Origin of the sequence: Chitinimonas viridis (assembly GCF_030409555.1) — a bacterium.
In the GTDB taxonomy this organism is placed as follows: Bacteria; Pseudomonadota; Gammaproteobacteria; order Burkholderiales; family Chitinimonadaceae; genus Chitinimonas; species Chitinimonas viridis.
In genome coordinates this window covers 882,940-907,069 of record NZ_JAUFPU010000018.1, presented here as the reverse complement: position 1 = coordinate 907,069, position 24,130 = coordinate 882,940, and the positions used below count along the sequence as shown (strand labels likewise).

At 58.9% G+C, this 24,130-nt stretch carries 28 protein-coding genes; 21 read left to right on the top strand and 7 right to left on the bottom strand.

What is annotated here, in order from left to right; translation table 11 throughout:
* The first annotated feature begins 156 nt into the window (after positions 1 to 156).
* Together QWZ03_RS17165 and QWZ03_RS17160 are read left to right on the top strand one after the other, a co-directional pair.
* The gene (locus tag QWZ03_RS17165) at positions 157 to 738 is read left to right on the top strand and encodes a peptidoglycan recognition protein family protein (RefSeq protein ID WP_290333842.1); all 582 of its coding nucleotides are present in this window, start codon (positions 157 to 159) and stop codon (positions 736 to 738) included.
* Positions 732 to 1,175 (top strand): hypothetical protein, encoded by a 444-nt coding sequence (locus tag QWZ03_RS17160; RefSeq protein ID WP_290333840.1) that lies wholly within the window; start codon positions 732 to 734, stop codon positions 1,173 to 1,175. The genes QWZ03_RS17165 and QWZ03_RS17160 overlap by 7 nt, the downstream gene beginning before the upstream one ends.
* Before the next feature lie 26 nt (positions 1,176 to 1,201).
* Here QWZ03_RS17160 and QWZ03_RS17155 read toward each other — a convergent pair whose 3' ends face one another.
* Positions 1,202 to 1,957, bottom strand: coding sequence for a MipA/OmpV family protein (locus tag QWZ03_RS17155; protein ID WP_290333839.1), 756 nt, complete (start codon positions 1,955 to 1,957; stop codon positions 1,202 to 1,204).
* Between the two features lie 152 nt (positions 1,958 to 2,109).
* On the opposite strand from QWZ03_RS17155, the gene QWZ03_RS17150 reads away from it, so the two are divergent.
* Entirely contained in the window at positions 2,110 to 2,742 is a 633-nt protein-coding gene (locus QWZ03_RS17150) for a TetR/AcrR family transcriptional regulator (protein WP_290333838.1), read from the top strand.
* An 8-nt stretch (positions 2,743 to 2,750) separates the two neighbouring features.
* Here the strand turns inward: QWZ03_RS17150 and QWZ03_RS17145 are convergent, their stop codons facing one another.
* Both QWZ03_RS17145 and QWZ03_RS17140 read right to left on the bottom strand, forming a co-directional pair.
* Positions 2,751 to 3,593 carry a class I SAM-dependent methyltransferase gene (locus QWZ03_RS17145; protein WP_290333837.1) on the bottom strand — a complete coding sequence of 281 codons (843 nt, stop codon included), beginning with the start codon at positions 3,591 to 3,593 and terminating at the stop codon, positions 2,751 to 2,753.
* A 13-nt stretch (positions 3,594 to 3,606) separates the two neighbouring features.
* Complete coding sequence (locus QWZ03_RS17140; protein ID WP_290333836.1) at positions 3,607 to 5,097, bottom strand: YifB family Mg chelatase-like AAA ATPase; 1,491 nt, start codon at positions 5,095 to 5,097, stop codon at positions 3,607 to 3,609.
* A 322-nt stretch (positions 5,098 to 5,419) separates the two neighbouring features.
* On the opposite strand from QWZ03_RS17140, the gene QWZ03_RS17135 reads away from it, so the two are divergent.
* The 5 genes from QWZ03_RS17135 (at position 5,420) to QWZ03_RS17115 (ending at position 10,073) form a co-directional block, all read left to right on the top strand.
* Positions 5,420 to 5,905 (top strand): hypothetical protein, encoded by a 486-nt coding sequence (locus tag QWZ03_RS17135; RefSeq protein ID WP_290333834.1) that lies wholly within the window; start codon positions 5,420 to 5,422, stop codon positions 5,903 to 5,905.
* 63 nt (positions 5,906 to 5,968) lie between these two features.
* Complete coding sequence (locus QWZ03_RS17130; RefSeq protein ID WP_290333833.1) at positions 5,969 to 7,144, top strand: YcaO-like family protein; 1,176 nt, start codon at positions 5,969 to 5,971, stop codon at positions 7,142 to 7,144.
* Positions 7,137 to 8,588 carry a TfuA-like protein gene (locus QWZ03_RS17125; RefSeq protein WP_290333832.1) on the top strand — a complete coding sequence of 484 codons (1,452 nt, stop codon included), beginning with the start codon at positions 7,137 to 7,139 and terminating at the stop codon, positions 8,586 to 8,588. Before QWZ03_RS17130 ends, QWZ03_RS17125 begins: the two co-directional genes overlap by 8 nt.
* A gap of 8 nt (positions 8,589 to 8,596) precedes the next feature.
* Positions 8,597 to 8,866: a hypothetical protein gene (locus QWZ03_RS17120; protein ID WP_290333831.1), complete on the top strand. Its 270-nt coding sequence runs from the start codon at positions 8,597 to 8,599 to the stop codon at positions 8,864 to 8,866.
* A 202-nt stretch (positions 8,867 to 9,068) separates the two neighbouring features.
* A complete protein-coding gene (locus QWZ03_RS17115; protein ID WP_290333830.1) occupies positions 9,069 to 10,073 on the top strand; it encodes a hypothetical protein in 1,005 nt (334 codons plus the stop codon).
* Between the two features lie 461 nt (positions 10,074 to 10,534).
* Here the strand turns inward: QWZ03_RS17115 and QWZ03_RS17110 are convergent, their stop codons facing one another.
* Positions 10,535 to 11,218: a glycoside hydrolase domain-containing protein gene (locus tag QWZ03_RS17110; RefSeq protein ID WP_290333829.1), complete on the bottom strand. Its 684-nt coding sequence runs from the start codon at positions 11,216 to 11,218 to the stop codon at positions 10,535 to 10,537.
* A 38-nt stretch (positions 11,219 to 11,256) separates the two neighbouring features.
* Entirely contained in the window at positions 11,257 to 11,697 is a 441-nt protein-coding gene (locus QWZ03_RS17105; protein ID WP_290333827.1) for a hypothetical protein, read from the bottom strand.
* A 491-nt stretch (positions 11,698 to 12,188) separates the two neighbouring features.
* On the opposite strand from QWZ03_RS17105, the gene QWZ03_RS17100 reads away from it, so the two are divergent.
* From QWZ03_RS17100 to QWZ03_RS17080, 5 genes are all read left to right on the top strand, one after another.
* Entirely contained in the window at positions 12,189 to 13,205 is a 1,017-nt protein-coding gene (locus tag QWZ03_RS17100) for a sensor histidine kinase (protein ID WP_290333826.1), read from the top strand.
* Positions 13,202 to 13,963, top strand: coding sequence for a LytR/AlgR family response regulator transcription factor (locus tag QWZ03_RS17095; RefSeq protein ID WP_284195495.1), 762 nt, complete (start codon positions 13,202 to 13,204; stop codon positions 13,961 to 13,963). The genes QWZ03_RS17100 and QWZ03_RS17095 overlap by 4 nt, the downstream gene beginning before the upstream one ends.
* A gap of 179 nt (positions 13,964 to 14,142) precedes the next feature.
* Positions 14,143 to 14,541: a DUF6249 domain-containing protein gene (locus QWZ03_RS17090; RefSeq protein ID WP_290333824.1), complete on the top strand. Its 399-nt coding sequence runs from the start codon at positions 14,143 to 14,145 to the stop codon at positions 14,539 to 14,541.
* 2 nt (positions 14,542 to 14,543) lie between these two features.
* Positions 14,544 to 15,098: an RNA polymerase sigma factor gene (locus QWZ03_RS17085; RefSeq protein ID WP_290333823.1), complete on the top strand. Its 555-nt coding sequence runs from the start codon at positions 14,544 to 14,546 to the stop codon at positions 15,096 to 15,098.
* Positions 15,095 to 15,469, top strand: a complete 375-nt coding sequence (locus QWZ03_RS17080) for a hypothetical protein (protein ID WP_290333822.1) — start codon at positions 15,095 to 15,097, stop codon at positions 15,467 to 15,469. Before QWZ03_RS17085 ends, QWZ03_RS17080 begins: the two co-directional genes overlap by 4 nt.
* A gap of 26 nt (positions 15,470 to 15,495) precedes the next feature.
* On the opposite strand, the gene QWZ03_RS17075 is transcribed toward QWZ03_RS17080, so the two are convergent.
* On the bottom strand, positions 15,496 to 16,467 hold the full coding sequence (locus tag QWZ03_RS17075; RefSeq protein ID WP_290333820.1) for an alpha/beta fold hydrolase: 972 nt from the start codon (positions 16,465 to 16,467) through the stop codon (positions 15,496 to 15,498).
* A 208-nt stretch (positions 16,468 to 16,675) separates the two neighbouring features.
* Here QWZ03_RS17075 and QWZ03_RS17070 point away from each other — a divergent pair, with 208 nt between their 5' ends.
* The gene (locus QWZ03_RS17070) at positions 16,676 to 17,617 is read left to right on the top strand and encodes an alpha/beta hydrolase (protein WP_290333818.1); all 942 of its coding nucleotides are present in this window, start codon (positions 16,676 to 16,678) and stop codon (positions 17,615 to 17,617) included.
* Positions 17,614 to 18,468: a GNAT family N-acetyltransferase gene (locus QWZ03_RS17065; RefSeq protein WP_290333817.1), complete on the top strand. Its 855-nt coding sequence runs from the start codon at positions 17,614 to 17,616 to the stop codon at positions 18,466 to 18,468. The genes QWZ03_RS17070 and QWZ03_RS17065 overlap by 4 nt, the downstream gene beginning before the upstream one ends.
* Here QWZ03_RS17065 and QWZ03_RS17060 read toward each other — a convergent pair.
* Complete coding sequence (locus tag QWZ03_RS17060; protein ID WP_290333816.1) at positions 18,465 to 19,883, bottom strand: cryptochrome/photolyase family protein; 1,419 nt, start codon at positions 19,881 to 19,883, stop codon at positions 18,465 to 18,467. The two genes, QWZ03_RS17065 and QWZ03_RS17060, sit on opposite strands and share 4 nt — an antisense overlap.
* A 219-nt stretch (positions 19,884 to 20,102) precedes the next feature.
* On the opposite strand from QWZ03_RS17060, the gene QWZ03_RS17055 reads away from it, so the two are divergent.
* From QWZ03_RS17055 to QWZ03_RS17030, 6 genes are all read left to right on the top strand, one after another.
* Positions 20,103 to 20,654, top strand: coding sequence for a YqgE/AlgH family protein (locus tag QWZ03_RS17055; RefSeq protein ID WP_368860125.1), 552 nt, complete (start codon positions 20,103 to 20,105; stop codon positions 20,652 to 20,654).
* A 4-nt stretch (positions 20,655 to 20,658) separates the two neighbouring features.
* Entirely contained in the window at positions 20,659 to 21,078 is a 420-nt protein-coding gene (ruvX, locus tag QWZ03_RS17050) for a Holliday junction resolvase RuvX (RefSeq protein WP_284195486.1), read from the top strand.
* Positions 21,079 to 21,528 (top strand): GNAT family N-acetyltransferase, encoded by a 450-nt coding sequence (locus QWZ03_RS17045; protein WP_290333815.1) that lies wholly within the window; start codon positions 21,079 to 21,081, stop codon positions 21,526 to 21,528.
* A gap of 13 nt (positions 21,529 to 21,541) precedes the next feature.
* Positions 21,542 to 22,495 (top strand): aspartate carbamoyltransferase catalytic subunit, encoded by a 954-nt coding sequence (locus tag QWZ03_RS17040; protein ID WP_284195484.1) that lies wholly within the window; start codon positions 21,542 to 21,544, stop codon positions 22,493 to 22,495.
* The gene (locus QWZ03_RS17035) at positions 22,492 to 23,778 is read left to right on the top strand and encodes a dihydroorotase (RefSeq protein ID WP_290333814.1); all 1,287 of its coding nucleotides are present in this window, start codon (positions 22,492 to 22,494) and stop codon (positions 23,776 to 23,778) included. The genes QWZ03_RS17040 and QWZ03_RS17035 overlap by 4 nt, the downstream gene beginning before the upstream one ends.
* A gap of 81 nt (positions 23,779 to 23,859) precedes the next feature.
* Complete coding sequence (locus QWZ03_RS17030; protein WP_284195482.1) at positions 23,860 to 24,123, top strand: acyl-CoA-binding protein; 264 nt, start codon at positions 23,860 to 23,862, stop codon at positions 24,121 to 24,123.
* Positions 24,124 to 24,130: the final 7 nt, after the last annotated feature.

The following is a 24,130-nucleotide window of genomic DNA, read 5'->3' as shown; positions in this document are numbered from 1 at the left end:
GCCTAGCCAGGGTGTGTCGCCCCGCCAGCCCCGCCTTGCCGGGGCTGGCGGGGTGCCGGCCAAGGGCATAACACCACTTGCGGCCTGGCAATGACACATGCATAGTTTGCTGCCTGCCACCCCCTGTGCCAAGCATCCCCACCAATAAGGAAAAATATGCTGTTGATCGACAAGGAGGGCATGGTGGTCAATCCACGCGTACACGCCGCACGCGCCACCAGTATCGAACGCGGCCAGATGAAGCTGGTCAGCGGCATCATCGTGCACCAGACCGGTGGCAGCACCGCCCAGTCATCGCTAAGCAGCTATAAGAACGCATCGGCCAACGGCGCCCACTTCCTGATTGAGAAAGACGGCACGATCTACCAGACCGCCTCGCTCAGTCAGCAGACCTGGCATGTGGGCAAGCTCAAAGCCCGTTGTTTGCTGGAGAACCGGTGTACGCCGGTCGAGATCAAGGCGCTCAAGACTTTCTCCCCCACGGCCGAGAACAAGCGCGAAATAGCCAAGCAGGCACCGGCACGTTTTCCAGCCAACCAGGATTCCATCGGTATTGAGCTGGTGGGCGAGGCCCAGGCCAACGGTAGCTATGTGGCGGTGACGGCTGCACAGAACGGCTCGCTGAAATGGCTGGTGGCCGAGCTATCGCAAACGCTGGGTATTGCACCGACAGAGGTGTTCCGTCACCCCGATGTGTCGCGCAAGAACCCCACCGAAGCGAGTACCGCCGCATGGTAGGCCGCTGGTGGATAGCGGCTACGCTGGGGCTTGCCGCCAGCCTGGCCCAGGCCAATGATGGCTGCAGCGCCGGCAGCGAATTCGAACCCCGGCTCTGCCCCAGCAAGCTGCCCGCCATCAAGCAGGTGATCATCCAGCAAAACGGCATGAAATCCGCCCAGGAAACCAACCCCGCCGTACGCTGCGATGGCTTCAAGCTGAGCGTGCGGCAAGTTAGACAGTTTCTTGCCCGGGCGGGCGAGGTCGACAAGCAGGACGCCCTGCACCAGTTGGACTGGTCGCCCTGCTATGCCAGCGGCGAAGTGCGTTTCAAGGACGGCCGGGTAGGCCTATGGCAGATCAGCCAGTTCCGCCAGGGCAGCTTGCGCCTGGGTGAGGGCGAGCCGGTCTACCTGTACTGCCCGGTTTGCCGCGCGCGGCCGTTCAAGCAGCCCTAGCAGAATTGTGCTGTGGTGGTGGGTGGCTAGTCCAGCCGGTAGCTGGCCCCCACCAATAGACTGCCTACCCGGCGACGCGCCACCATGGGGCTGTTGTCGAGTTCCCGGCCGATATTGCGCACGCTGGCGATGGCGGTCAGCGACCAGGAGGGGCTGATGCGGTGATTGACCCCTAGTGCGTACTCGAACTGCTCACTGGCAGCGGGCGCATGGGCCGCCAAGCCGCTGCGGGCCGATTCGGCCGTGCTGATGCCGTAGTAATAGCGATTGTACTTCTTGCCATGAAAGCGCAGCTCTGCGCTGCTGAAATACTGGGTATCCGGCCCCGATGCCGCGAACCGGTGTTGCCAGCCTATCGCCGGGATGACACTGCGATGGTGCTGGCTGATGTCGCCATAGACCGTGAATGCCAGGCTGTCGAACTGCCCTGGCCGATAACTGAGCTGCATCCCGGCCAGCGGGCTGGCGCGCCGTTTATCCAGCCTGGCAAAGGCAAGCTGCTTGGCATCGGCGGGATTGTATTCCTGCATCTCGCTCCGCAGCAGCAGCGCCCCACTCAGTTTGGCCGTGTTGAATACCGTGACGCCCACAGTATCGCCTTCCACGAAGAAATGCTCACCACGGTAGCGCAGCAGGGGTAGCGGCATCGGCTTGTTGTCTTGATCGTGGTATATCGCTTGGCCACCGCCCACACCGATGCCAACAGACCAGGGTTCGGTCTGGGCCAGCGTGGTGAGCGGGAAAGGCGCAAGCAGCGCCGCAATCAGGGTAGTACGCAGCATGAATAGCTCCTGTAGGCGAAGATCGCCTCGTTCGGTTTGGATTCCGCTTGGGCAGGCGGGTGCCACGCCGGTGCTTGGCCGGCCAGGCGCTATTTTTTATACTGCCGAGTAAACCAATGCAAGTAGTATTTACTATCTGGTAAAGTAAATAAATGAAAAACACCACAGAGCACCGTCAACGCGGTCGCCCGCGCGACCCAGAACGCATGCGTCGCCTGCTCGAAGCAGCCCGTGTGCACTTCCTGGCCCAAGGCTACGAGCGCGCCAGTCTGGACGCCATCGCACAAGCGTCAGGCGTCTCCAAGATGACCATCTACAGCTACTTCCCATCCAAGCAGGCCTTATTTGAGGCGGTGGTAGGCGCTCGTACCAACGGCGCATTCGAGCAGGCACCCACCCAGCAGCTGGACCCGCGCAAGCCTGCCGAAAGCCTGCGCAGCATCGCCCGACAGTTTTTGGGTCTGGTGCAGCACGAAAGTGTTCGGGCACATTTCCGTATGATGGAAGCCACGCTGGGCCAGCAACCCGAGGCCAGCATGGCGTTTTTTCAGGAAGGTCCGGACAAGGCCATCACCATGGTGGCTCAATACCTGACGCAGGTGGATGCCGCCGGTGTGCTGCGCATTCCCCAGCCACGGCTGGCCGCCGACCTGTTTCTGGCGATGCTGCAGGGGGAATCACTGATCCGCCTGCAACTGGGCCTGCCGGCGTTGGACGCAAGCTATCTGGCCGACCAGCTGGAGGAGGCGGTGCAGATGATGCTGTGCCGGTATGCGCCCAGCTAAGCGGCTGTTCAGGCCGGCATCGGCCAGCGCATACCTTGCCTTACGGCTAGGGGTAGCCAATGCCGTGCGGCGGTGCTGATCGCCGTCCCGTAATCTTCGCCGCGTGGCCATAGCAGGGGCAGGCCAGCGTCGGTGGCGATCAGCTCGGCCAGGGCGGTATCGTCCAGCGCGCAGACTTCGCCGTGGCGTTGGTGTATCAGCCAGGCCAGGTTCAATTCCTGGCCCCAGAAGAACACCTGCTTGGCCGCCACACGTGCTTGCACAGCACGCATCTCGGCTAGCCGCTCGGGGTCGTAGAAGGGGAACCAATAATCGGCCAGCAGGGTATCGACCGCCTCACCAGGCTGCCAGTGGTGGGCGTCACCCTGCAGCAGGGTCACCTTGGCGGCGATGTCGACGGGTAATTGGGCGATGATGCCGGCTGTTTCAGCCAGATCGAGCACAATTGGGTCGTATTCAACGACGGTGACCTTGCTCACTGCCGGGTTGAGCGCAGCATTGCAAGCGGCGATACCCATGCCGAAACCCAGTACCACGGTGTGGCCCTGGGCCAGCCGGCAACCCAGCTCCTGGCTCTCCAGCTCGGACGGCGTAACCGACATCCAGCTCTCACGGCCGTGGCGCATCAGCATGGTAGTGTTGGCGACCAGGTAGGGGCTGCCCCAGTAACCCTTCATGGTCAGCATGGGCACCTGCCGCACCGACCAGGCATCCTGCTGATAATCAGGGAACTGCGGTATCCACATCCGTGGCTGATACAGCGGCACCGCCTGCCCGGCGGCTGCACCCAGGGCAGCGGCCAGCAGCTCGGCAGAGAGCGCAGGCAGGGTGGTTTGCAGAGGGTCGAACATGGCAGACACTCCCCTAGATGGCGCGGCGATACTGGATCGCCTCGGCCAGATGGCCTGCCGCAATCAGCTCGCTGCCGGCCAGATCGGCAATGGTGCGCGCCACCCGCAATATGCGGTGGTAGGCGCGGGCGGAGAGATCCAGCCTTTGCATGGCCAGATCCAGCAACTGCTGGCCTTCGCCATCGAGCTTGGCCACGGTGTCCAGCTCGCGGCTGCCTAGCCGGGCGTTGTCCCTGCCCTGACGGGCGTGCTGCCGCGCATGGGCTCGCCCCACCCGCTCACGCACCCGTGCACTGTCCTCGCCTGCGGCGGGCGCGCTCAACTCCGATTGGCTGACAGCGGGGACTTCGATGATCAGGTCAATACGATCCAGAAACGGGCCGGAGAGCTTGCCGGCATAACGACTCACCTGGTCTGGCGTACAACGGCAGCGCCCCGATGGGTGGCCGCGATAACCGCAGGGGCAGGGGTTCATGGCCGCAACCAGCTGAAAGGCAGCGGGAAACTCCGCCTGCCGGGCGGCGCGGGAGATCACGATACGGCGGTTTTCCAGCGGCTCGCGCAGCACCTCCAGCACCTTGCGGTCGAACTCTGGCAGCTCGTCCAGAAACAACACCCCATTGTGCGACAGGGATATCTCGCCGGGCCGGGGCTCTGAACCGCCCCCAACCAGGGCCACGGCCGAGGCGGTATGGTGCGGCGCCCTATAGGGCCGCTGGCCAAACCGCTCTGCCTGGAAACCCTGCGAACCCAGCGACTGCAGTGCTGCCGCTTCCAGCGCCGAGGCCTCGTCCATGGGTGGCAAGAGGCCAGGCAGGCGCGAAGCCAGCATGGATTTGCCGGTGCCAGGTGGGCCCACCATCAGCAGCGAATGCCCACCAGCCGCCGCAATCTCCAGCGCACGCTTGGCGGGCTGCTGGCCTTTTACATCGGCCAGGTCGGGATAGTGCGCCAGTTGCAGATGGGCTGGCACAGGGTGGCGTGGCAGCAGGGTATGGCCGCCCAGGTGAGCGCACACGGCCAGCAGGCTGGCCGCGCCAAACACCGTGCTATCACCTATCAGCGCCGCCTCATCGGCATTGGCCTGCGGCAACACAAAACGCCGCCCCGCCTTGCTGGCCGCCAGCGACATCGCCAGCGCACCACGCACCGGCCGCAACTCGCCGGTCAGCGCCAGTTCGCCGGCAAACTCATACTCGGCCAGCTTGTCGGCCGGTATCTGCCCGCTGGCCGCCAAAATGCCCAGCGCAATGGGCAGATCGAACCGGCCACTTTCCTTGGGCAAATCGGCCGGTGCCAGATTGACGGTTATACGCCGGGCCGGGAACTCATAGCGCGCCGTCTGTATGGCCGCCCGCACCCGGTCGCGGGCCTCCTTCACCTCGGCATCGGGCAGGCCAACAATGGTGAAAGACGGCAATCCGTTCGCCAGATGGGCTTCCACCACCACTTCGGGCGCGGCTACCCCGTTGAGTGCGCGGCTGTAGAGTACGGCCAGAGACACTGCTTCCCCCTTGATTTTGTATGGTTGTTTGGGGGGATTAGAGCATGGGGGTGGGTGGGGTTCAAGGGCGGGGGTAATAAAATAATTCTGACTAAGACCATCAACTTCGCGATTCCTATTCGCACGCCTCAATCCGTTGCAGATTCACCTAACCTGATGTTCGTATTTTACAGCTAAAGTGCGCAGCTCTTTACAAATAGGGCTAGCTAGTCTAAGCCTAAAGTGCTGGCTAACATAAGTGGGTGGTAATTTGGTTTCGACCGCCCCACCATAAGCTGTAACTGTTCTAGCAGTTACCGTTGATCTTTAGGAGGAATTTGTAATGAACGTTGAAGAACTTGCATCCCAAGACTTAAATATTTTTGTCTATGGCGAGGCACTTGACGGCCTGCTTTTGAAATTTGACAAAAATTCGGCATATCACGGCCTTACACCAGTACTTGTTAAGGGTTGGGGCTGGAAGGAGCTATGTGTTGCTGTGCGTGAACGCCGGATTTTACTGCTGAATGGTGAAGGGACTACGTCTGTTGGCTGCGGGTGGATGGCACCAGTTAAAATGTGGTCTGTGGGTCGCTGCTCGCAATCTATTGCTCTGGATGTTCACGCCGGGACAGTAGAACAACTCCTTAGTACGGAAGCGCGTATAGCGTTTCCAAGGGTTGCGCGACAGCAAGGGGAGCCCAAGGCGGCCGAGGGATTATTGGATATTGACGAGGATCTGGCTCGTCGATTCGAGAAATTCCTATCAGATGAGTCACTACTAAACAGCACCGCTTGGGTAGCACACCAAGCAAATAACGAACTATAAGTGCTTTCCGTGGCTCAAAGCAGGCTGTTTCACAGCCATTCAGGGCTGCGGCAGCGAACGCTTATGCAAACCATTGAAATTGCCCAGCCGATCGCAAGACGGCTGGGTGTTAGTCGCGTCGTTGACGTTACATGGCTTGATCGTATAGGCATACCAGTTGCTGCGAGCATCCGACCTACTGCTGCACGGTCACATTTATGTGTAAATGCAGGAAAAGGACTCTCGTTGCAGGAAGCGATCGCGGGTGCGTTACTTGAATCCATTGAGTTTGCATTTGCTGAACCTGGCGCAAGCCTCTTGCAGCACGATGTTATTGCATTAGGTGATATCGCCGCGTCTTTTCCGCAGCCCTTTGATATCCGCTTATTTTGCCCTAAGTGGCAAGCTGACCTAAACCCAGAAAAACAGACTGCAGCGATTCAGGTGCGGCACCCTGACAGTGAGGAGATGATTTGGGTTCCTGCGGAACTAATTTGGATGCCGACACATGACCTTCCTTATACTGGAACGTTCGGCGGCAGCACAAGTGGCCTAGCATCAGGCAACTCTATTCTAGAAGCGAGTGTGCACGGTTTAGCAGAATTAATTGAGCGTGACACCACAGCATTAAATTGCATAAGGCCTTCATCACAACTCGTTAGCTTAAAGGACCTCCCTGATCATCTGGAGATGCTTGTAGATCTAATTATTCAAGCAGATCTCGAAATATTCGTACGTTATACATCCGCTTTAGGAGGGCTACCATATTTCGAAGCCTATATTCTTGAACCAAATCTAACATCACCAATCGCAATTGCTGCGGGCTATGGACTACATCTAAATAAGTCTATTGCGATGACCCGTGCTATAACTGAAGCAGCGCAGGCGCGATTAAGTCACATTCATGGTGGGCGAGATGACATAGTGCGGCGCCATGAAATGTTCATGGCGTCGGGGCCAAGCGCTGAACTTGCAGCGAATGAGGGCTTACGCGCGCGTATCTCACATAATGATTGTGTCATCGATTTTGGGCGGATCGCTGATCAGGAACAATGCTGTGTAGACCTAGCTACGGCGTGGACAACTTTGAATAAGATAGTCAAATCAGAAGGTCTTCCCTCTCCTATCGTGGTCACATTGACTCCGGAGCATCTACCTATACAGGTTGTACGAGTAATTGCTCCGGGCCTAGAGCAATTTGACCCGGAATCTCGTCGAGTTGGACCTCGGATACTACATGAGATCAAGGCCCGTGATTAATCACCATTTACACCTCTTTGCAGGTCCAAGCCTTGGATTGACGACGCAAACTCGATTAAGCGCAGAAGGCATAGTTTTGCATCAACCCATTGGCAGAGGGGATATACAAGCGCTAATTAAAGATGAGCCAGATGCATTAATTGCGATTGCCGATGGGTTATTTCATCAACGGCCTGCTGTCGGTCATGCGGAAATTCGAGATGCAATTCGTTCTGGGGCCCGTATTTGGGGGCTTTGTTCAATAGGTGCGATTCGTGCTGTAGAGCTGGGACATGTAGGAATGTGTGGGTTTGGTGATGTTTTCCAGGCATTTCACGCCAATCCTGCGCTGCCGGATGATGAAGTCACTTTACTTCATTTGCCAAACTATCCTTATACTGCAATAAGTGAACCTTTGATTCATTGGCGGCATTATCTTCAATGCCAAGAGGAAAGCGGAGTTTTATCCGCGCCTGCCAAAGAACATATATTGTCACATATGTCATGCAGGTGGTATGGTGAGAGAACAGTTGAATATGGGTCCTGCCTATTAGCTAAGTTCGGTAATATTCTCATCAATCCTAGGGATCTAGATTTAGCACTTAACCCTCATAGAATAAAATATCTGGATCTTCAAAAATTCATAGAATTACGTCCGTGGGAAATCAAAAATCCAGTAAGCTACACATCGAAATCGCTAAGCTGCTCAAAAATAAAACTGACCGAACTAGGTGGTCTTCCATTCATTGACGACGATTTTGATGCCTCGCGCTTCCTTTCGATAGTGGCTGGTACGCGAGCGGGTTGGCTGGAGCCTAGTCGTGGCCGAGATGATTATCTAAGATTATTAAGTCCAGAGCATGTCTGTGAAGTGGCTAGTAGTAAAGTATTCCGACAAGATTTAATCCCAGATTGCTCCGCGCTGACGGAGAAAGAATCAGCGTGGGTAAACACCGCCCTTCGTGAGGTAAAGGTGCGCTCCAAATCACTCGCACCACTATTTGAACTGCCAATTCGTCTACTTCGATGGCAATGTCAGAAAATTAGTATGACAAATCCCAAGATCCCTCAAACCATTTTTCTAGGTGAAGGTGCACTTCAATCATCCTTCGGTATTCTTGAAGAAGTATTAGTTCATGAATTCGCCCACGTTTGGATGGGTATGATGTGTGAATTGCTAGATCTGCAACACCGGGATGCCAAGCAGATACATACATTGCCATCGGGGACAGGCTCCAAAGACGCGAGAGGTGTCTTACTCGCACTACATTTCTCTTGCGCGGTACATCGATATTTACTGGAAAGCGCAACAACAGTCCCATTGATAGGGCGACGTGCGGAGCGACTTCATTATGTGCTCTGGTACATGCGCCAAGCAACTAAAATACCGATTGGAGCCGATCTCTCACCATTAGGTCAGGCAGTATTCGACCGAATGTCACATTATGCTGCATCTTATGTGTAAGGTAATTTATGCCAACATTGACTTTGATTGGTCCCAAGTTTAGTCTTCTCGAAAGAGATTATCAGTGTGCGGGGCGTTATTGGCGTCAGATAATTGAAGAGCTTACTATCAACAACTATAAACTGAAGGAATTATTACCACTGCGCTGTGGCGATAAAACGGCACTTGGTTTAGCGTATTTTATTAACAATCAACGTATTTATGAGATGGATTTCTTTCACGCTACGTTCATGGATAGCGATGAATTGGTAATAGTTCATGCAGTTAGTGGCGGCTGATGCTAATCTAAATATAGTAAATGAGCCAAAATTGAACCAATCTATTGATGCCAGGGGGCTATGTGACAAATCTTGGCTAAGTCTAGCTAGAAAGCCACACCAGCTGTTACCTCCCTTAGTTCTACCACGAGCGGTTGATGCGTTGGGATTTACCATAGACGACATATCCGAGGTGTTTTTTTACTTGCCAGGTGATCAAGCAGTGAAGAAGCGCCCGTATCTTCGGGCTTACGTAAATGGTGAAATGTTCCCAAGCTTAGAACGAAAGATATGGAAATCGCCGATTAATACTGCAGGCAATTTTCAGTCTTGGTTTAATGATATTTTTGAATGCAGAAAATCAGGTCTAATCCTTAACGGGGCGGAGCGCTGGGCACTAAGAGCATGCGCAAAGTTTGCTGCTTGGATCCGACCAAAAATATATGAGGAGGATCCACTGCATCTTGGCATCGAGGCTGTCATATTTGCGGGTGACTATGGATTCACGCCGTTCGGAGTACATTATGACGAGCCTTGCGCGTCGGTTATTCATTTTAATCTCGGCCCATGCCCTAAGGATATTTTTATATTCGAAAAAGATGCTTTATTAGGCATACCTCGATCGTTGCAAGACGCTACACGTTACACTATCGAACCTGGAGATGGATTTGTTCTACCGGCAAACTATGCTCATATAGGTGATGCTCCTGAATTTAGCATAGATATTTCTTTTAAACTGACCTTTCGTAGCACAGACGAAATAATTTCGCACACCATAGGGCTGCTTATTGATCAAGGTAACAAGGATCTTGGTACAACACTCAGTGACGTTATTTTACATCGCTTAGGAGCTGAAAATAGTAATGAGTTGGTTGGGGTTACGGTGGAGAATATCCTAACTAATGCTCGCCATCGTTCTTGGAGTAATATGCTGTTTTCTGGCTCTCCAATTAAGGAAAGTGCCCATTGGTCCGACAATTCTATAATTAGTTTGGCAAATGAATTTCCCCTTGTTACGCATGTACATAATAATGTTATTTATATATATTCTCGCGGCTATTCTCACCGTGTTGTTAATCATGGGAAAGTACGTTCTGCGCTGGAGAGTTTGAATCAGAACCGGCATATGTCAGTGCTTGAGTTGAGAAAGCAATGCGAATCTTACTGTGATTACAAAACACTTATAGATTTCATAGTAACTAGTCGAGGAGTAATCGTATCCAATTGATTAGAGCGCATTTACTATCCTTTTTGCCAAGTCGGCCGCTAATTATTAGCCACCCTGACTCACCGACCAGGGCTTAGCTGCTAAATCGAAAAGCAGTAGAGAAAAATCCTATACAGGAACTGGCGAGTTTCTCACCATCTCGTTAGAACTCTAGTGAGGTCGTTCTCATAATGTATGCCGAAAACAACCCTTGCGACAAAAATAAGGTAGCAAACCTGGGTATTCGGTAAACATTTACGACTGCTTGTACATGCATCCATTCGTTTTTAGAAGATATTCGCAATCAAAGTAGAAATTTCCGATCGCAACCCGTCAATCCAAGCCTACCGGAACTCTGAAATTTTCAGCTCTTTACTAACGATCAACCCCGGCAAAGAAATTAGGCCTGCAATGAGAACCGCTGATAAGGTACCAACGTTATATCTGAAAGTGCAAAAAATCATTCGCCATTCTCGCTTACTCTATAAATCCACTCCCGCCGTACTCAAATCCACCGTCATCGCCGTTACCGGCGCCCCCGGCAAACTAAGCGTGCAATTCTGTTCGCGCTGCCAGATGCTGGCGCTGGCATAGCCGCTGCCGGCGGGATCAGGCGTTGGGAAGGTGGCGATGCTGCCGGTGTAGGCATGGGTGGCGGTGGTGCTCACCTTATAGGCCCAGATGCGCGGTGTGGCGTTCAATTCCAGTGTCTGCAGCAGGTTAAACAGGCTGGCGGCGATGACGTGTGAGCAGTAGATACCAACGCCATAGCCTTGCTGGGCCAGTGCCTGGGCCCAGGCTTTGATATAGGCCTGGCTGGCGGCGGTGGGGGCGGAGCCGTCTTCTACGTCGAGATAGACGTAGCTGCCTTGGGCAAAACCGGCCTGCCCGACCAGTTGTGCGGCATTGGCACCGTCGAGACTGCCTTGGGCGGCGGTGATGATGTGCGAGCCGGGGCCGGCGGTCTGTTGGCCGAGGTAGACCGGGGCGAGGCCCCAGCCTTGGGCGACCAGGGTGGCGCGGGTGTTCATCCAGCCGGTATCGCCGTGGCTGGGGGCGGGCGCCAGGTAAAAGCCGCACCAGGCTAGGTTGGTGTTGGCCTTGAGCCAGGCCATCTGGCTATCGCCAGGGTAGTGCGAGGTGTCGAATCCTGCCTGAAAACCCATTGCCATCCTCCTGCGCGTATTGTTTTTCTCTTACATGTTCACTTCATCATGCTCGACAGCTGGTTGAAGGCATAAGGGGCAAACAGGGCAGAGCCGACCAGGAAGTACTTGGCCAGATCGTCGATATAGGCCAGCGAAGCCGGGCTAAAAAAGGCGGCGTAGAGGGCGAAATAGCCGATGCCGACATACATGGCGGCCATGATGACCAGGCCCACCATGCCAATCAGACGGCTGGCACTGGGGATCAGGTGACCGGGCAACTGGTAGGTGTCTGTCGCTGTTGGGGTGGCCTGTGGGGCGGGGTTGGCCATCGCGGCGGGCAAGGAGGCGGCATCAAGCTCTTCGCTCATGGCTTCGGCAATACGCCACCCTTGCTTGATCAGGGCGCGGCGTATGGCGGCCAGCACCGATAGCAAAATCAGCGTCACCAGCCCAGTCACGGCGATGAAATAGACGAGTTTGACGGTCTCTTCGTCCATGGTTTCCTCCTGCGGCTTCGATGTAGGGGCACGTTGCAAGCGTCGCAAACCACACATCTTGGTCAGTTCGCTACGCTACGGCTCTAACAACGTTCTATACGCTGGCAGCGCAAAAAGAAAACCACAATGCGATTTCCACCGCTTGCTGTGGCGAACCTGGCGACCGCCATGGGGGCTGAAACCCGGTCTGGCAGGGCTGTTGGCGGCTGCCAGCTGCCCCAAAACCACGCTGTTTGTGCCGTCCATCCGGCTTGCCCTACCGGATGGCCGGGCGATGGCGTGAACGTGGGTATGGATTGGGGATAATTCGGCCCTTTTGCACAGGCCCAAAAAGCATCCACTAAGCGTTCTGCCCGCAAGTACACAGTTATGCACCGGGTACAGGGGGCTTAAGCCTGTGAAAAGTAAACGTTATCTGGGTTTTCCACAGATTTCGGCTACCTTTATTAATCTTTATCCATCTTTACACACTTACTTAATCAAGCCGCCCTGTGAATAGCCCGCTACCCCAGTCCGTGCCAGACAAGCTGCCCGATACCCGCAACCTCGGCGTCATGCTGCGCGTGCTGCTGTCAGCCAACCTGTTCGCGGTGGGTCTGGCTTTGTGGAGCACCGATAGCGTGCGCGATGCGATGCGTGAATACATCGCGCAAGCCGCCTTGCTACAGCCCACTTTGCTGTTTGCACTCGGCAGCCTGGCGCTGCTACGCGATCGCTTGCTGCGCTTGCCCTATGGCATGGGTGTGACTGTCTGCGTGCTGCTATGCACTGCTGTCGGCATGCTGGTCCGTATTGGCCTGGCTGATTTCTACCCGCTGGTGGCACAAAGCTATCTGCGCACGCTGGTTGCCAGCTCGGCACTGACTCTGTTGCTTTTGGGCTACTTCCGGCTACGCAGCCGTGCCATGTCGCCACTGCTGACCGAGGCCAGGCTGCAAGCACTGCAAGCCCGGATACGGCCCCATTTTCTGTTCAACAGCCTGAATGCGGTGTTGAGCCTGATACGCAGCGAGCCGCGCAAGGCAGAAGAAGCATTGGAAGATCTGGCTGATCTGTTCCGAGTTTTTATGGCCGAGAACCGTGATCTGGTGCCGTTGGCACGCGAGGTGGCGCTGGCCAGCCAGTACTTGCGGATAGAGGGTTTGCGGCTAGGAGGGCGGATGCAGCTGGAATGGCACAGTGAACGCATGCCAGCTGATGCGCTGGTGCCGCCACTGGTGCTGCAACCCTTGCTGGAAAACGCCGTGTATCACGGTATTGAACCTGCCATTGCACCCGGTATCATCAGCATCAATATATTTCGATCACGAGATGAGTTGCATATTGATATCCGTAACCCCTATTACAAAGAGGGTGGGGATCATCATTCCGGCAACAAGATGGCGATGGGCAACATCCGGGAAAGGCTGCGTTTGCACTTTGATGCTGAAGCTAGCCTGAAAACCACCGTGGGCAACGACTATTATCAAGTGCATGTAACTATGCCTTACCGCACGGCAAAACTATGACTGCTACGCTCCGAGTGTTTCTGGTGGACGACGAACCACCAGCCCTGAACCGGCTGCAGGATATCCTGGCCGACTGCCGTGCCGAGTTTCCGCACGAAGTGGTCGGCACGGCCCAAAACGGCCCGGAAGCCATAGAGAAACTGGTGCAGCAGCCTGCCGACCTGGTGCTGACCGACATCAACATGCCCGGCATGAATGGCCTGGAGCTGGCTCGCCACCTGGGGCGTCTGCACCACAGGCCAGCCGTGATCTTTTGCACAGCCTTCGATGAATTCGCGGTACAAGCTTTCGAAGTGCATGCGCTCGATTACCTGCTGAAACCCATACGGCAGGAGCGGCTGGCCGCTGCGCTGGCCCGTGCGCGTGAATTGCCGCATGCCAGTACCGATGCATTGGCCTCCTTGGCGACCACGGCAAGGCGGTATTTCAGCGTGGCAGAGCGCGGCAGGGTCAGGCTGGTGCCGGTGGATTCAGTGTTATTCCTGAAAGCCGAGCTGAAGTACGTTACCCTCAAGACCCGCGAAGCCGAGTTTCTGCTGGAAGAATCGCTCACCCAGCTGGAAGCCGAATTTGGCGACCGCTTTTTGCGTATCCATCGCAATTGTCTGATTGCCCGCAACAAGCTGCAGGGCTTTGAGCGTGGCCACGAAGAAGGCGAAGGCCATTGGATGGCAATACTGGATGGCTGCGCCGAGAAATTGCCGGTCAGTCGCCGGCAAGCCCATGTGGTGAGGGAATTCCGCCGAGGTGACGCCTGAAGCAAGCACCCTGATCGCCCTGGTCAAAATATTTTTCTGCTCTCTGCATCCAGCAGGCTGAATGCCTGCATCCAAGTCGGTGTAAACAATGTGGCGGGTCTTTACCGCCTTTTCGGCAGATGCCACCAGCCGCTGCAACGCCGGCTCGTAAATTTGCCCACACACCGAGGACACGTTACATGGATGCACAACTCTTCAACGAACATCTCTGGCTGCTTGCCATGATTCCCTTGGCTGCCATTGCCTTGCCGGCCGTCATTGTGTTTGTGGTGCTGTATTTTCGGCAGCAGCGCACTGTGCAAATGGTTGAGGCCATCAAGTATCTGAGCGATAGAGGCCAGCCCATACCGCCTGAGTTGCTTGATCCGCCCCGGCAAGATGAGAAGGAAGGCTCCCCGCTGTTTCAGGCCATTACCCTGTTGGGTGTCGGTGTGGGCTTGGCGATCATGTTCTACATGTTGGGTCTGCGCTTTTTGAGCGGCATCGGCGCCTTGGTGTTCTGCATCGGTGCGGCACAGTTGCTGGCGCTGTGGATAGAAGGCCGCCAGGGTAACAAGTCGGACAACGCGGCTGACTGACGGTGGACGGCGCCACCATTACCCAGACGGAGGCGGAATCTGCCCTGCTGGGCCGGGCAAGCGCGGGCGACAGGGCTGCTTTTGGCGAACTGGTAAGGCTGCATCAGGCACGGGTGCGGATGCAGCTGCGCCGATTGACCAAGGGCGATATCGCCTTGGCCGATGATCTGGCACAGGAGGCCTTTGTGCAGGCCTGGCGGCATATTGCAGGTTTTCGGGGAACAGCCCGGTTCAGCACCTGGCTATACCGGATTGCCTACCACCAGTTCCTGATGCATCAGCGTAGCCACCCGGTGCAGCAGACCTTGCCCGATAGCTGGGACATCGCCGCCAGCGAGGTGGATAATGTCTTGCGGCTGGACATCGAAGAGGCCGTCAAACGGCTGCCGGAGATGGAACGGATAGCGATAGTCCATTGTTTTCAAATGGATTTAAGCCATGAAGAAGCCGCTGCAGTACTGGGTTTGCCCTTGGGCACCCTGAAATCGCATGTGACGCGTGGCAAAGCCAGGTTGCGCACGTGGCTGGCGGCCTGGCAGGCAGGAGAGCAGAAATGACACCGATCAAACCGGAGATGGCAACGGACGAGGCGCTGGATGCCATGTTGTACGCCACCGCAGGGCCGTTTGATCTGGCGGACGATGGCTTCAGCCAGATTGTGATGGCGCAGGTGTATAACTCGCCGCTGCCATCCCTGCCTGCCGCGCAGGCATTGGCTGTAGCCCGGCAGCGGTTGGCCAGGCAGCGGCGTCAATCGCGCTGGACGCTAGGTGGGGCAGTGGTGGGGACCTTGATAGCCCTGGGCCTGATGCAGCTGTCTGGTGGCGAGAGCCTGGGTAGCTGGCAGGGCTGGGGTATGACGGTGCTGGTGCTGGTGGGCACCAGTGGATTGCTGGCGGCGGTGATGCTGAAGGGCGAGTGGCGCTGAACACCACCCGCCCTGGTTTGATAGCCTCAGGCCGTGCTGGTGCCGGGAGCACCGATATGCATGGCAGGGCTGACCTTGTCGCCCTGGTTGGCCAGGAAACCGCGATACACCCTGGCGGTAGCGGCCGGTTTCTCTAGCATGGGAACATGGCCGCAGGCCGGGATGATTGCCACCTGGGCGTGGCGTATGCCCGCCTGGAACAGCTTGATGGATGAGATGTCCAGCACCCTGTCGTCGTCACCCCACAGTATCAGGGTGGGGGCCTTGATGGCGGGCAGGCGGTCATCGAGCCAAACGCGTTCGGTAAAGATTTCGTGGAAGACCAGATCCTGGTCGTCCGCTACCGTCATGCGCTGGGCCACCAGATAGTCGCGCAGAAAGCCCGGTATCCAGGGTTGTTTGTGGTAGACCAGCTTGATGATGCGGTCGAAATCGCTGGGTTCACGCACCAGCAGCCAGTTCTCGCCCGCCAGCGCGGCGTCGTAGAAGGGACTGCGCTTGGGCATATCCACCCCCGCGGCATTGAACAGCCCCAGGCTGGCCACGCGTTCAGGGTAAGCGGCAGCGAAACCGGCAGCGATATAGCCCCCCATGGAGTTGCCGACCAGATGCACCTGCTCCAGGTGCAGCATGTCGACAAAATCCTTGAGACGGGCGATCTGGCGTTCCAGCGAATAGGATTGGCCCGGCAAATAGCCGGTCTGGCCAAAGCCAGGCAGATCGGGCACCAGCACGCGGTAGTCGCCGCGCATATGCGGGGTGAAGCGCACCCAGTTGTCGCCATCGCCACCAAAGCCATGCAAGAGCAGCATGGGCGGCGCGTCGCGCCGGCCGGATTCGTGGTAGACCAGCTCGAAGCCATCGACCCCTATGCTGTGCCGGACATAGCCAGCACGGCGGCGCATCAACGCCAGGGTGGCGGTAGCCCAACGGGTCCAGGTCAGGCCTATGCCCACCAGTACCAAGCCTGCAACGCCTACAACCTGCCACCAGCTCATGGCAGCTCCCCCGGGTTGATCGGGGTATAGAGATAGTCTATCAATCCAAGCCTCTGATTTATAAGAATCTTATTGGCCCCCTGGTGGCCAGCCGAGAGCTTACCAAAAACCACGGCAGCACTACGGCGTAAATGCTGACGCTCGCCACCTGCCCCCATGACATGGTTTATGCTGCGCGTTTTGCCATCCTGCCTGCAGCCTGTTCGCCATGACCATCAATATGACAAGAGACACCTTTACCGCCAGCGATGGCGCTACCTTGGCGCGCTACCACTGGGCCGGGCGTGAGCCTCGCATCATCGTGGTGATCTCCCATGGCATGGCCGAGCATGCTGCGCGCTACGATGCCTTTGCCGAGTTCCTGAACGAGCACGATTGCGATGTGTGGGCGCTGGACCATCGTGGCCACGGCGGCAGCGTACAAAACGGCAAGCTTGGGCATTTTGCCGATCACGACGGGTTTCGTCGGGTGGTGGCCGATCTGATGGAGCTGATCGCCTATGCCCGCCAGCAGCATCCCGGTCTGCCGGTGGTGCTGCTGGGCCACAGCATGGGCTCCTTTATCGCCCGTTCCCTGCTGTTGACCCGACCGGGCCTGATCGATGGCCTGATACTCTCGGCCACCGGTTTCAGGCAGGCGCCGCTGGCGCGCTGGATGGGCCGGATCGCCCGCTGGAAAGGCCGCAAGGGCATGGATCAGCCCTCGGCCTTCATGGGCAAGCTGGTGTTTGGCACGTTCAACCTGCGCTTTCGGCCGGCGCGCACGCCGTTCGACTGGCTGAGCCGCGACCCGGCCGTGGTGGATGCCTATATTGCCGACCCGATGTGTGGTTTTGATTGCAGCCCCAGGCTGTGGTCTGACCTGTTCGCGGCCATAGTCGATATGGAGAACCGGGAAGCCGGTGGCTCCACCCTGCCAGCCAAGATGTCGGTGATGCTGCTGGCCGGCACCCATGATCCGGTCAGCATGGGCGGGCGCGGCTGCCGCCAGCTGTCTGAGCGCTACCTGCGCATCGGCCTGCGCGATGTGGTGGTGACCCTGTTCGACAAGGGCCGCCATGAACTGCTGAACGAGACCAACAAGGAAGCGGTCTGGCATGGCATACGGGTATGGCTGAACCGACGCTTTCCTCCGGCGGGGCAGGAATGAAGGACTGGCACTTTGCCAGCCTGGAAGGGGTGCCGCTGGCGCAGCTCTACCAGGCTTTTGCTGCGGCTTTTGCCGATTACCTGCTGCCCATGCAGCTGGACGAAGCCGGCCTGCACACCATGCTGCAACGGCGCGGCTATGTGCCCGGCTTGTCGGGTGGGGTGTTTGCCGGTGGGCGCTTGATCGGTTTTCACTTTATCTGCCAGGGCGACTGGCAAGGCCGCCGTACGGCTTACGATACCGCCAGCGGTGTGCTGCCCGAGGCGCGTGGCCAAAGGTTGAGTCAGCGGCTGTTTGCCTGGCTGGCACCACGTTGGCGTGAACAGGGGGTGCAGCAAGCCCTGCTGGAAGTGCTGGCAGAGAACACGGCCGCCCGGCGCAGCTACACAGCCACGGGCTTTGCCCTGAGCCGGCAGTTTGACTGCCTGCAACTGCAGGCCCGGCCCCCGCTGGCCCTGCCCGAGGCCATGACCTTGGTGGTGGAAGCCAGTAATGACTGGCCGGTAGGCTGCCTGGGCTGGTTAGCTGCTGAGCCCGCCTGGCAAAACAGCGTGCGGGCGCTGGCCGCCAGCCCGCAGCGGTTCGAGCGGGTGGGCCTGTATGGCCAGGGCCAGCTGCAAGCGCTGGCGCTGCTCAATCCCATCAGCGGCGAGCTGCCGCTGTTCGCCGTCCACCCCGGCTACCGCCGGCAGGGCCTGGGACAAGCACTGATCGCCAGCGCGGCAGCCCGTAGCGATAAACCGCTGTATTTCAACAATCTCGATGCCGATAGCCCGTCGGTGCAGTTGCTGCTTAAGCTGGGCGCCACCTCGGTCGCCCTGCAGCATGAGATGCGCTGGGATATTGCCTAGCCAGTCCGCTTGAACAGCGCCAGCGCCAGGGCGCGCTGGGTGGCGTGATCGACTACCGGTTCCGGGTAGTCCTGCCCCAGCCGTATGCCCGCCCCTGCCAACACCAAGGGTTTGGCCTGCCAGGGGGCGTGCAGGGCATCGGTCGGCAACCGGGCCAGCTCAGGCACATAGCGACGGATGAACCGGCCTTCCGGGTCGAAGCGCTCTGACTGGCTGACGGGGTTGAAGATGCGGAAATAGGGCTGGGCATCACAGCCGGTGCTGGCGGCCCATTGCCAGCCGCCGTTGTTGGCGGCCAGGTCGAAATCGATCAATTTTTCGGCAAAGTAGCGCTCGCCCCAGCGCCAGTCGATCAGCAGATCCTTGACCAGAAAACTGGCGGCCACCATGCGCAGGCGGTTGTGCATGAAGCCGGTCTGGTTGAGCTGGCGCATGGCGGCATCGACGATGGGGTAGCCGGTACGGCCCTCGCACCAGGCGGCGTATAGCGCGGGGTCGTTGGGAAAGGTCAGTTGCGCGTATTCGGGCTTGAAGGCGTGGCTCACCACATCGGGGCGGTGCCACAGTATCTGCTGGTAGAAATCGCGCCAGATCAGTTCGTTCAGCCAGCACAGGCTGCCGGCGGTGCCGCGCTGCCAGGCATGGCTGGCCAGCCGCCGTACCGATACCGTGCCAAATCGCAGGTGTACCGACAGATAGGACACCCCCTTGATGCCGGGGTAGTCGCGCGCAACCTTGTAGTTGTCGATGCGGTCGTGGAAATCCTCGAACAACTGCGAGGCGCCCGCTGCGCCGGTCTTGATGCCTATCTGCTGCAGATTGCTGCGCTCGAATCCCAGTTGCGACAAGGCCGGCAGCGGCTCGGCAGGGCAGCGGCGCAGCGCCGGCAGGTAGCGGGCGACCGGGTAGGACTGCAGGTAGAACGGGTCCAGCTTTTTCAGCCAGGCGTTCTTGTAGGGGGTAAATACGGTGAAGAACCGACCCGCCTGGGTCAGCACCTCGTCACGCTCGAAGATCACCTGATCCTTGCTGCTATGGAAATCTATGCCGTCCGCCGCCAGGGCGGCGGCGACCTGGGCATCGCGCGCCAGGGCGGCGGGTTCGTAATCGGCATTGGTGTAGACGGCCTGGGCCCCAAGCTCCTGTGCCAGGCGGGGGATTTCCTCCGCGGCCACGGCATGGCGTACCAGCACATCGCTGCCCAGCGCCTGCAGCTCGGCCTTGAGCGCGGCCAGGGTTTCCCAGATGAATTCCACCCGGCGATCCTGCCTGGGCAAGGCGTCCAGGATGGCGCGGTCGAACACGAATACCGGCTGCACTTGCTCGGCGGCCTTCAGTGCGTGGTATAGCGCGGCCTGGTCATCCAGCCGCAGATCGCGGCGCAGCCAGAGCAGGGCGGTAGTGTAGGGTTTCATGTGTTTTGTCAATATTATGTCTAATGCAATTGTAGGGATAATGCAGCTTGCTTGCAGCTGTGTCCTGCCGTTATTTCACGTGAAACATGGCCCGCAGCGGGCGGACGGGGCGCGCAGCGGTCAGGGTGCCCAATGCGCAGGGGCGGGATTTCAAGAACGGGCTGTTTGCCGCACGGGCAAGTGTGGTGCGGGTATGCGATAATTCGCCGCATGGAAGCCATGAATCTGAGCCGCCAATTTCTTATCGCCATGCCCGCCATGGCCGACCCCATCTTCGCCAAGTCGTTGGTGTTCGTCTGCGACCATAACGACCAGGGCGCCATGGGTGTCATCGTCAATCGCCCCCTGGGCATGAATATGCGCACCCTGTTCCAGCAGGTAGACATCGAGCTCCGCCGCGAGGACGTGGCCGAGCAGGAAGTCTATTTCGGCGGGCCGGTCCAGACCGACCGGGGCTTTGTGCTGCACCAGCCGCTGGGCAACTGGCAATCCACCCTGGCGGTGGAGGATGAGCTGGGCCTGACCACCTCCAAGGACGTGCTGTTGGCCATGGGCGAGGGGGGTGGGCCGGATCGCATGTTCATCTCGCTGGGCTACGCCGGCTGGGAAGCCGGCCAATTGGAGAGCGAGCTGGGCCAGAATGCCTGGCTGACGGTCGATGCCGATATCGAGGTGATCTTCAGTCTGCCGTCGGAGCAACGCTATGAAGCGGCCCTGGGCCTGCTGGGCATAGACATGGCCATGCTGTCCGACACGGCCGGCCACGCCTGAGCCCATGGCCGGCTACGTACTCGCTTTCGATTTTGGCGAAGTCCGCATCGGTGTCGCCGGCGGCAGTACCGAGCTGTGCCTGGCATCGCCGCTGACCACCATCACCGGTGCCAGCAACGACGACAAGTTTGCCGCCATCGCCAAGCTGATCGCCGAATGGCAGCCCAGCCAGCTGGTGGTGGGCCTGCCCAGCCATCTGGATGGCACCGAACACGACATGAGCCGGCTGGCACGCACTTTCGCCAACCGCCTGAATGGCCGCTTCAACCTGCCGGTGGCACTGGTGGACGAGCGCCTGACCTCGGTCGAGGCCGAGGAGCTGCTGAGCGAGGCCCAGACCTTTGGCAAGAAGCGCAAGGCCGCGCTGGACCAGGTGGCAGCCATGCGCATCCTGCAGGTATGGTTTGATCAGCAGGGGGCCTGAATGGACGTGCTGATACGCCCCTATATGATGGATGACGCGGCTGCCATGGGCCAGTTGCTGACGGCCCTGGACTACGCCCCCGCTGATGCCGCCACCATGCAGCGCCGGCTGGCACGCCTGGCGCAAGGATTGCCGCATGCGGTGTTCGTGGCGGACTGGCAAGGCCGGGTGGTGGGGTGGGTGCATGTGGCCCAGGTGTGCCAGACCGCCAGCGATGGCTATGCCGAGGTCTATGTGTTGACGGTAGATCCGGCGTGCCAGGGCCAGGGCGTGGGACGAAAGCTGCTGGCGCAGGTCGAACACTGGGTAGTGGCGCAGCTGGGCGGCGGCCGCATCAGGCTGGGTTCCGGCGTCCACCGTACCGAGGCCCACAAGTTCTACGAGCATCTCGACTATTCCAAGCGGCCCAGTTTCGTATTCGAGAAACACAGTGCAGCGACCGTCATCTGAAAGGCATCGACCGATGTATAACCCCCAACTGAACAGCCACGGCGAGCTGATACACCTGCTCAGCACCGAATCGCTGCCGGCGCGCATCCTGCACCAGATACTGGACCGTGCCGCCGGCTATGTGGCAGCGGGCGATGCCGGCGAGAAGAAGCACAGCGACCTGGCCGGCAAGAGCGTGTTCAACCTGTTCTTCGAGAACTCCACGCGCACCCGTACCACCTTCGAGATCGCCCAGAAGCGCCTCAGCGCCGATGTACACAGCCTCAATATCCAGGCCAGCTCCACGGCCAAGGGCGAGACCCTGCTCGATACCATCCACAATCTTGAGGCCATGGGCGCCGACATGTTTGTGGTGCGGCACGCCGAATCGGGTGCGCCCTTCCTGATCGCCAAGCATGTGCGGCCGGGCGTGGCCGTGGTGAACGCCGGTGACGGCCGCCATGCCCACCCCACCCAGGCCCTGCTGGACATGTACACCATCCGCCATTTCAAGGGCGACTTCCGCAACCTCACCGTGGCCATCGTCGGCGATATCCTGCATTCACGGGTAGCCCGCTCGCAGATCCATGCGCTGACCACCCTGGGCTGCCCCGAGGTCAGGGTGATCGGCCCCAAGACCCTGCTGCCGCGAGATGTGGAGCAGCTGGGCGTGCGGGTGTTCCACGACCTGAAGGAAGGCCTCAAGGGCGTGGACGTGGTGATCGCCCTGCGTTTGCAGAACGAGCGCATGAACGGCGCCCTGCTGCCCTCGGCCAACGAGTTCAACCAGTTCTACGGCCTCAGCCGCGAGAAGCTGGCGCTGGCCCAGCCCGATGCCATCGTGATGCATCCTGGCCCCATGAACCGTGGCGTGGAGATTGATTCCGCCGTGGCGGATGGCAAGCAGAGCGTCATCCTGGATCAAGTCACTTTCGGTATCGCGGTACGCATGGCCGTGATGAGCATCTTGTCGGAGGCCCGCGCATGATTACCCTGATACAGAACGGCCGCCTGTTGGACCCGGCCAGCGGCCATGAGACGGTCGCCGACCTCTACCTGGCCGATGGCCGCATCGCAGGCATCGGCGAGGCCCCGGCCGGCCATGTGGCCGACCAGACCCTGGATGCGGCAGGCCTGACCGTGATACCGGGCCTGATCGACCTGGCTGCCCGCCTGGGCGAGCCGGGAGGCGAGCACAAGAACAAGCTGCAGAGCGAGTTGCGTGCCGCGGTGGCCGGTGGGGTGACCACGCTGTGCGCCATGCCCGACACCCATCCGGCGCTGGATGAGCCCGGCCTGGTGCAGATGCTGCGCCAGCGGGCCGATGGCCTGGGCCTGGCCAAGGTGCTGCCGCTGGGCGCGCTGACCCGAGGACTGGCGGGCTCGGAGCTGACTGAATTTGCCAAGCTGCGCGATGCCGGCTGCGTCTCGTTTAGCCAGGCCGATGCGCCGTTGGCCGATACCCGCGTGCTCTACCGCGCCATGCAGTATGCCGCCACCTATGGCATCACCCTGCGCCTGCGGCCGCAAGATGTGCGGCTGGCCTCCGGCGGCGTGGCCCATGATGGCCAGGTCGCCACCCGGTTGGGCCTGCCGGCCATTCCCTCGGTGGCCGAGACGGTCGCCATTTCCACCATCGTGATCCTGATGAAGGACAGCGGCGCCAGCGTGCACCTGGAGCGTGTATCCACCCGCGAAGGCCTGGAGATGATCGCCGCCGCCCGTAACTACGGCCTCAAGCTGACGGCCGATGTCAGCATCAACCATGTGCATCTGGCCGATATCGATATCGGTTACTTCGACAGCAATATGCGCCTGAGCCCGCCCCTGCGCGGGGTGACCGACCGCGATGCCATCCAGCATGCCCTGCTCGATGGCACCATCAGCGCCATCTGTTCTGACCATAGCCCGGTGGGCAACGACGACAAGCTGCTGCCGTTTGGCGAGGCCAAACCCGGTGCCAGCGGGCTGGAGCTGCTGTTGCCGCTGGTGCTGGCCTGGGCCGAGCAGAAGCGGGTGCCCCTGGCACAGGCGCTGGCCCGCATCACCAGCGGCCCGGCCGAGCTGCTGGGCCTGGATGCCGGACGTATTGCCGTAGGCGCTCCGGCCGACCTGTGTCTGTATGATCCGCATGCAACATGGCGTGTCATGCCGGAAACGCTGCTCAGCAGTGGCAAGCACACACCGTTTGTCGGGATGGAGATGCGTGGTAGAGTCCGCCATACCCTGGTCGGTGGCCGACTGGCCTATACCGAACCGGGCGCAGCGTGAAACGCACGCCAAGCTTCTAACAGGGTCCATGGACCCCGACCCGAGCACGACCAGAACCCCTGAATTAGTGAGGAATACGCCATGTCCGATATCGATGCAAACTTCAAGCAAGCCGCCGAAGACGTCACCAAGCTCTCCGAAGCCCCTGACAATTCGGTCAAGCTCAAGCTGTACGCGCTGTTCAAGCAAGCCAGTGAAGGCGATGTGAAGGGCGACAAGCCTTCCATGTTCGACTTTGTCGGCGCCGCCAAGTACAACGCCTGGGCTGAACTGGCCGGCACCGAGCAAGACGCTGCTAAGCAAAAGTACATCGACCTGGTCGAAGCACTGAAGGCCAAGGAATAAGCGCCGC

Coding starts and splice junctions, on each gene's coding strand:
- QWZ03_RS17065 (WP_290333817.1), top strand. CDS start 17,614: ATGAAGGACTGGCACTTTGCCAGCCTGGAAGGGGTGCCGCTGGCGCAG.
- QWZ03_RS17030 (WP_284195482.1), top strand. CDS start 23,860: ATGTCCGATATCGATGCAAACTTCAAGCAAGCCGCCGAAGACGTCACC.
- QWZ03_RS17095 (WP_284195495.1), top strand. CDS start 13,202: ATGACTGCTACGCTCCGAGTGTTTCTGGTGGACGACGAACCACCAGCC.
- QWZ03_RS17090 (WP_290333824.1), top strand. CDS start 14,143: ATGGATGCACAACTCTTCAACGAACATCTCTGGCTGCTTGCCATGATT.
- ruvX (WP_284195486.1), top strand. CDS start 20,659: ATGGCCGGCTACGTACTCGCTTTCGATTTTGGCGAAGTCCGCATCGGT.
- QWZ03_RS17055 (WP_368860125.1), top strand. CDS start 20,103: ATGAATCTGAGCCGCCAATTTCTTATCGCCATGCCCGCCATGGCCGAC.
- QWZ03_RS17130 (WP_290333833.1), top strand. CDS start 5,969: ATGCAAACCATTGAAATTGCCCAGCCGATCGCAAGACGGCTGGGTGTT.
- QWZ03_RS17080 (WP_290333822.1), top strand. CDS start 15,095: ATGACACCGATCAAACCGGAGATGGCAACGGACGAGGCGCTGGATGCC.
- QWZ03_RS17070 (WP_290333818.1), top strand. CDS start 16,676: ATGACCATCAATATGACAAGAGACACCTTTACCGCCAGCGATGGCGCT.
- QWZ03_RS17040 (WP_284195484.1), top strand. CDS start 21,542: ATGTATAACCCCCAACTGAACAGCCACGGCGAGCTGATACACCTGCTC.
- QWZ03_RS17105 (WP_290333827.1), bottom strand. CDS start 11,697: ATGGACGAAGAGACCGTCAAACTCGTCTATTTCATCGCCGTGACTGGG.
- QWZ03_RS17145 (WP_290333837.1), bottom strand. CDS start 3,593: ATGTTCGACCCTCTGCAAACCACCCTGCCTGCGCTCTCTGCCGAGCTG.
- QWZ03_RS17160 (WP_290333840.1), top strand. CDS start 732: ATGGTAGGCCGCTGGTGGATAGCGGCTACGCTGGGGCTTGCCGCCAGC.
- QWZ03_RS17110 (WP_290333829.1), bottom strand. CDS start 11,218: ATGGGTTTTCAGGCAGGATTCGACACCTCGCACTACCCTGGCGATAGC.
- QWZ03_RS17075 (WP_290333820.1), bottom strand. CDS start 16,467: ATGAGCTGGTGGCAGGTTGTAGGCGTTGCAGGCTTGGTACTGGTGGGC.
- QWZ03_RS17035 (WP_290333814.1), top strand. CDS start 22,492: ATGATTACCCTGATACAGAACGGCCGCCTGTTGGACCCGGCCAGCGGC.
- QWZ03_RS17120 (WP_290333831.1), top strand. CDS start 8,597: ATGCCAACATTGACTTTGATTGGTCCCAAGTTTAGTCTTCTCGAAAGA.
- QWZ03_RS17150 (WP_290333838.1), top strand. CDS start 2,110: ATGAAAAACACCACAGAGCACCGTCAACGCGGTCGCCCGCGCGACCCA.
- QWZ03_RS17135 (WP_290333834.1), top strand. CDS start 5,420: ATGAACGTTGAAGAACTTGCATCCCAAGACTTAAATATTTTTGTCTAT.
- QWZ03_RS17045 (WP_290333815.1), top strand. CDS start 21,079: ATGGACGTGCTGATACGCCCCTATATGATGGATGACGCGGCTGCCATG.
- QWZ03_RS17155 (WP_290333839.1), bottom strand. CDS start 1,957: ATGCTGCGTACTACCCTGATTGCGGCGCTGCTTGCGCCTTTCCCGCTC.
- QWZ03_RS17060 (WP_290333816.1), bottom strand. CDS start 19,883: ATGAAACCCTACACTACCGCCCTGCTCTGGCTGCGCCGCGATCTGCGG.
- QWZ03_RS17165 (WP_290333842.1), top strand. CDS start 157: ATGCTGTTGATCGACAAGGAGGGCATGGTGGTCAATCCACGCGTACAC.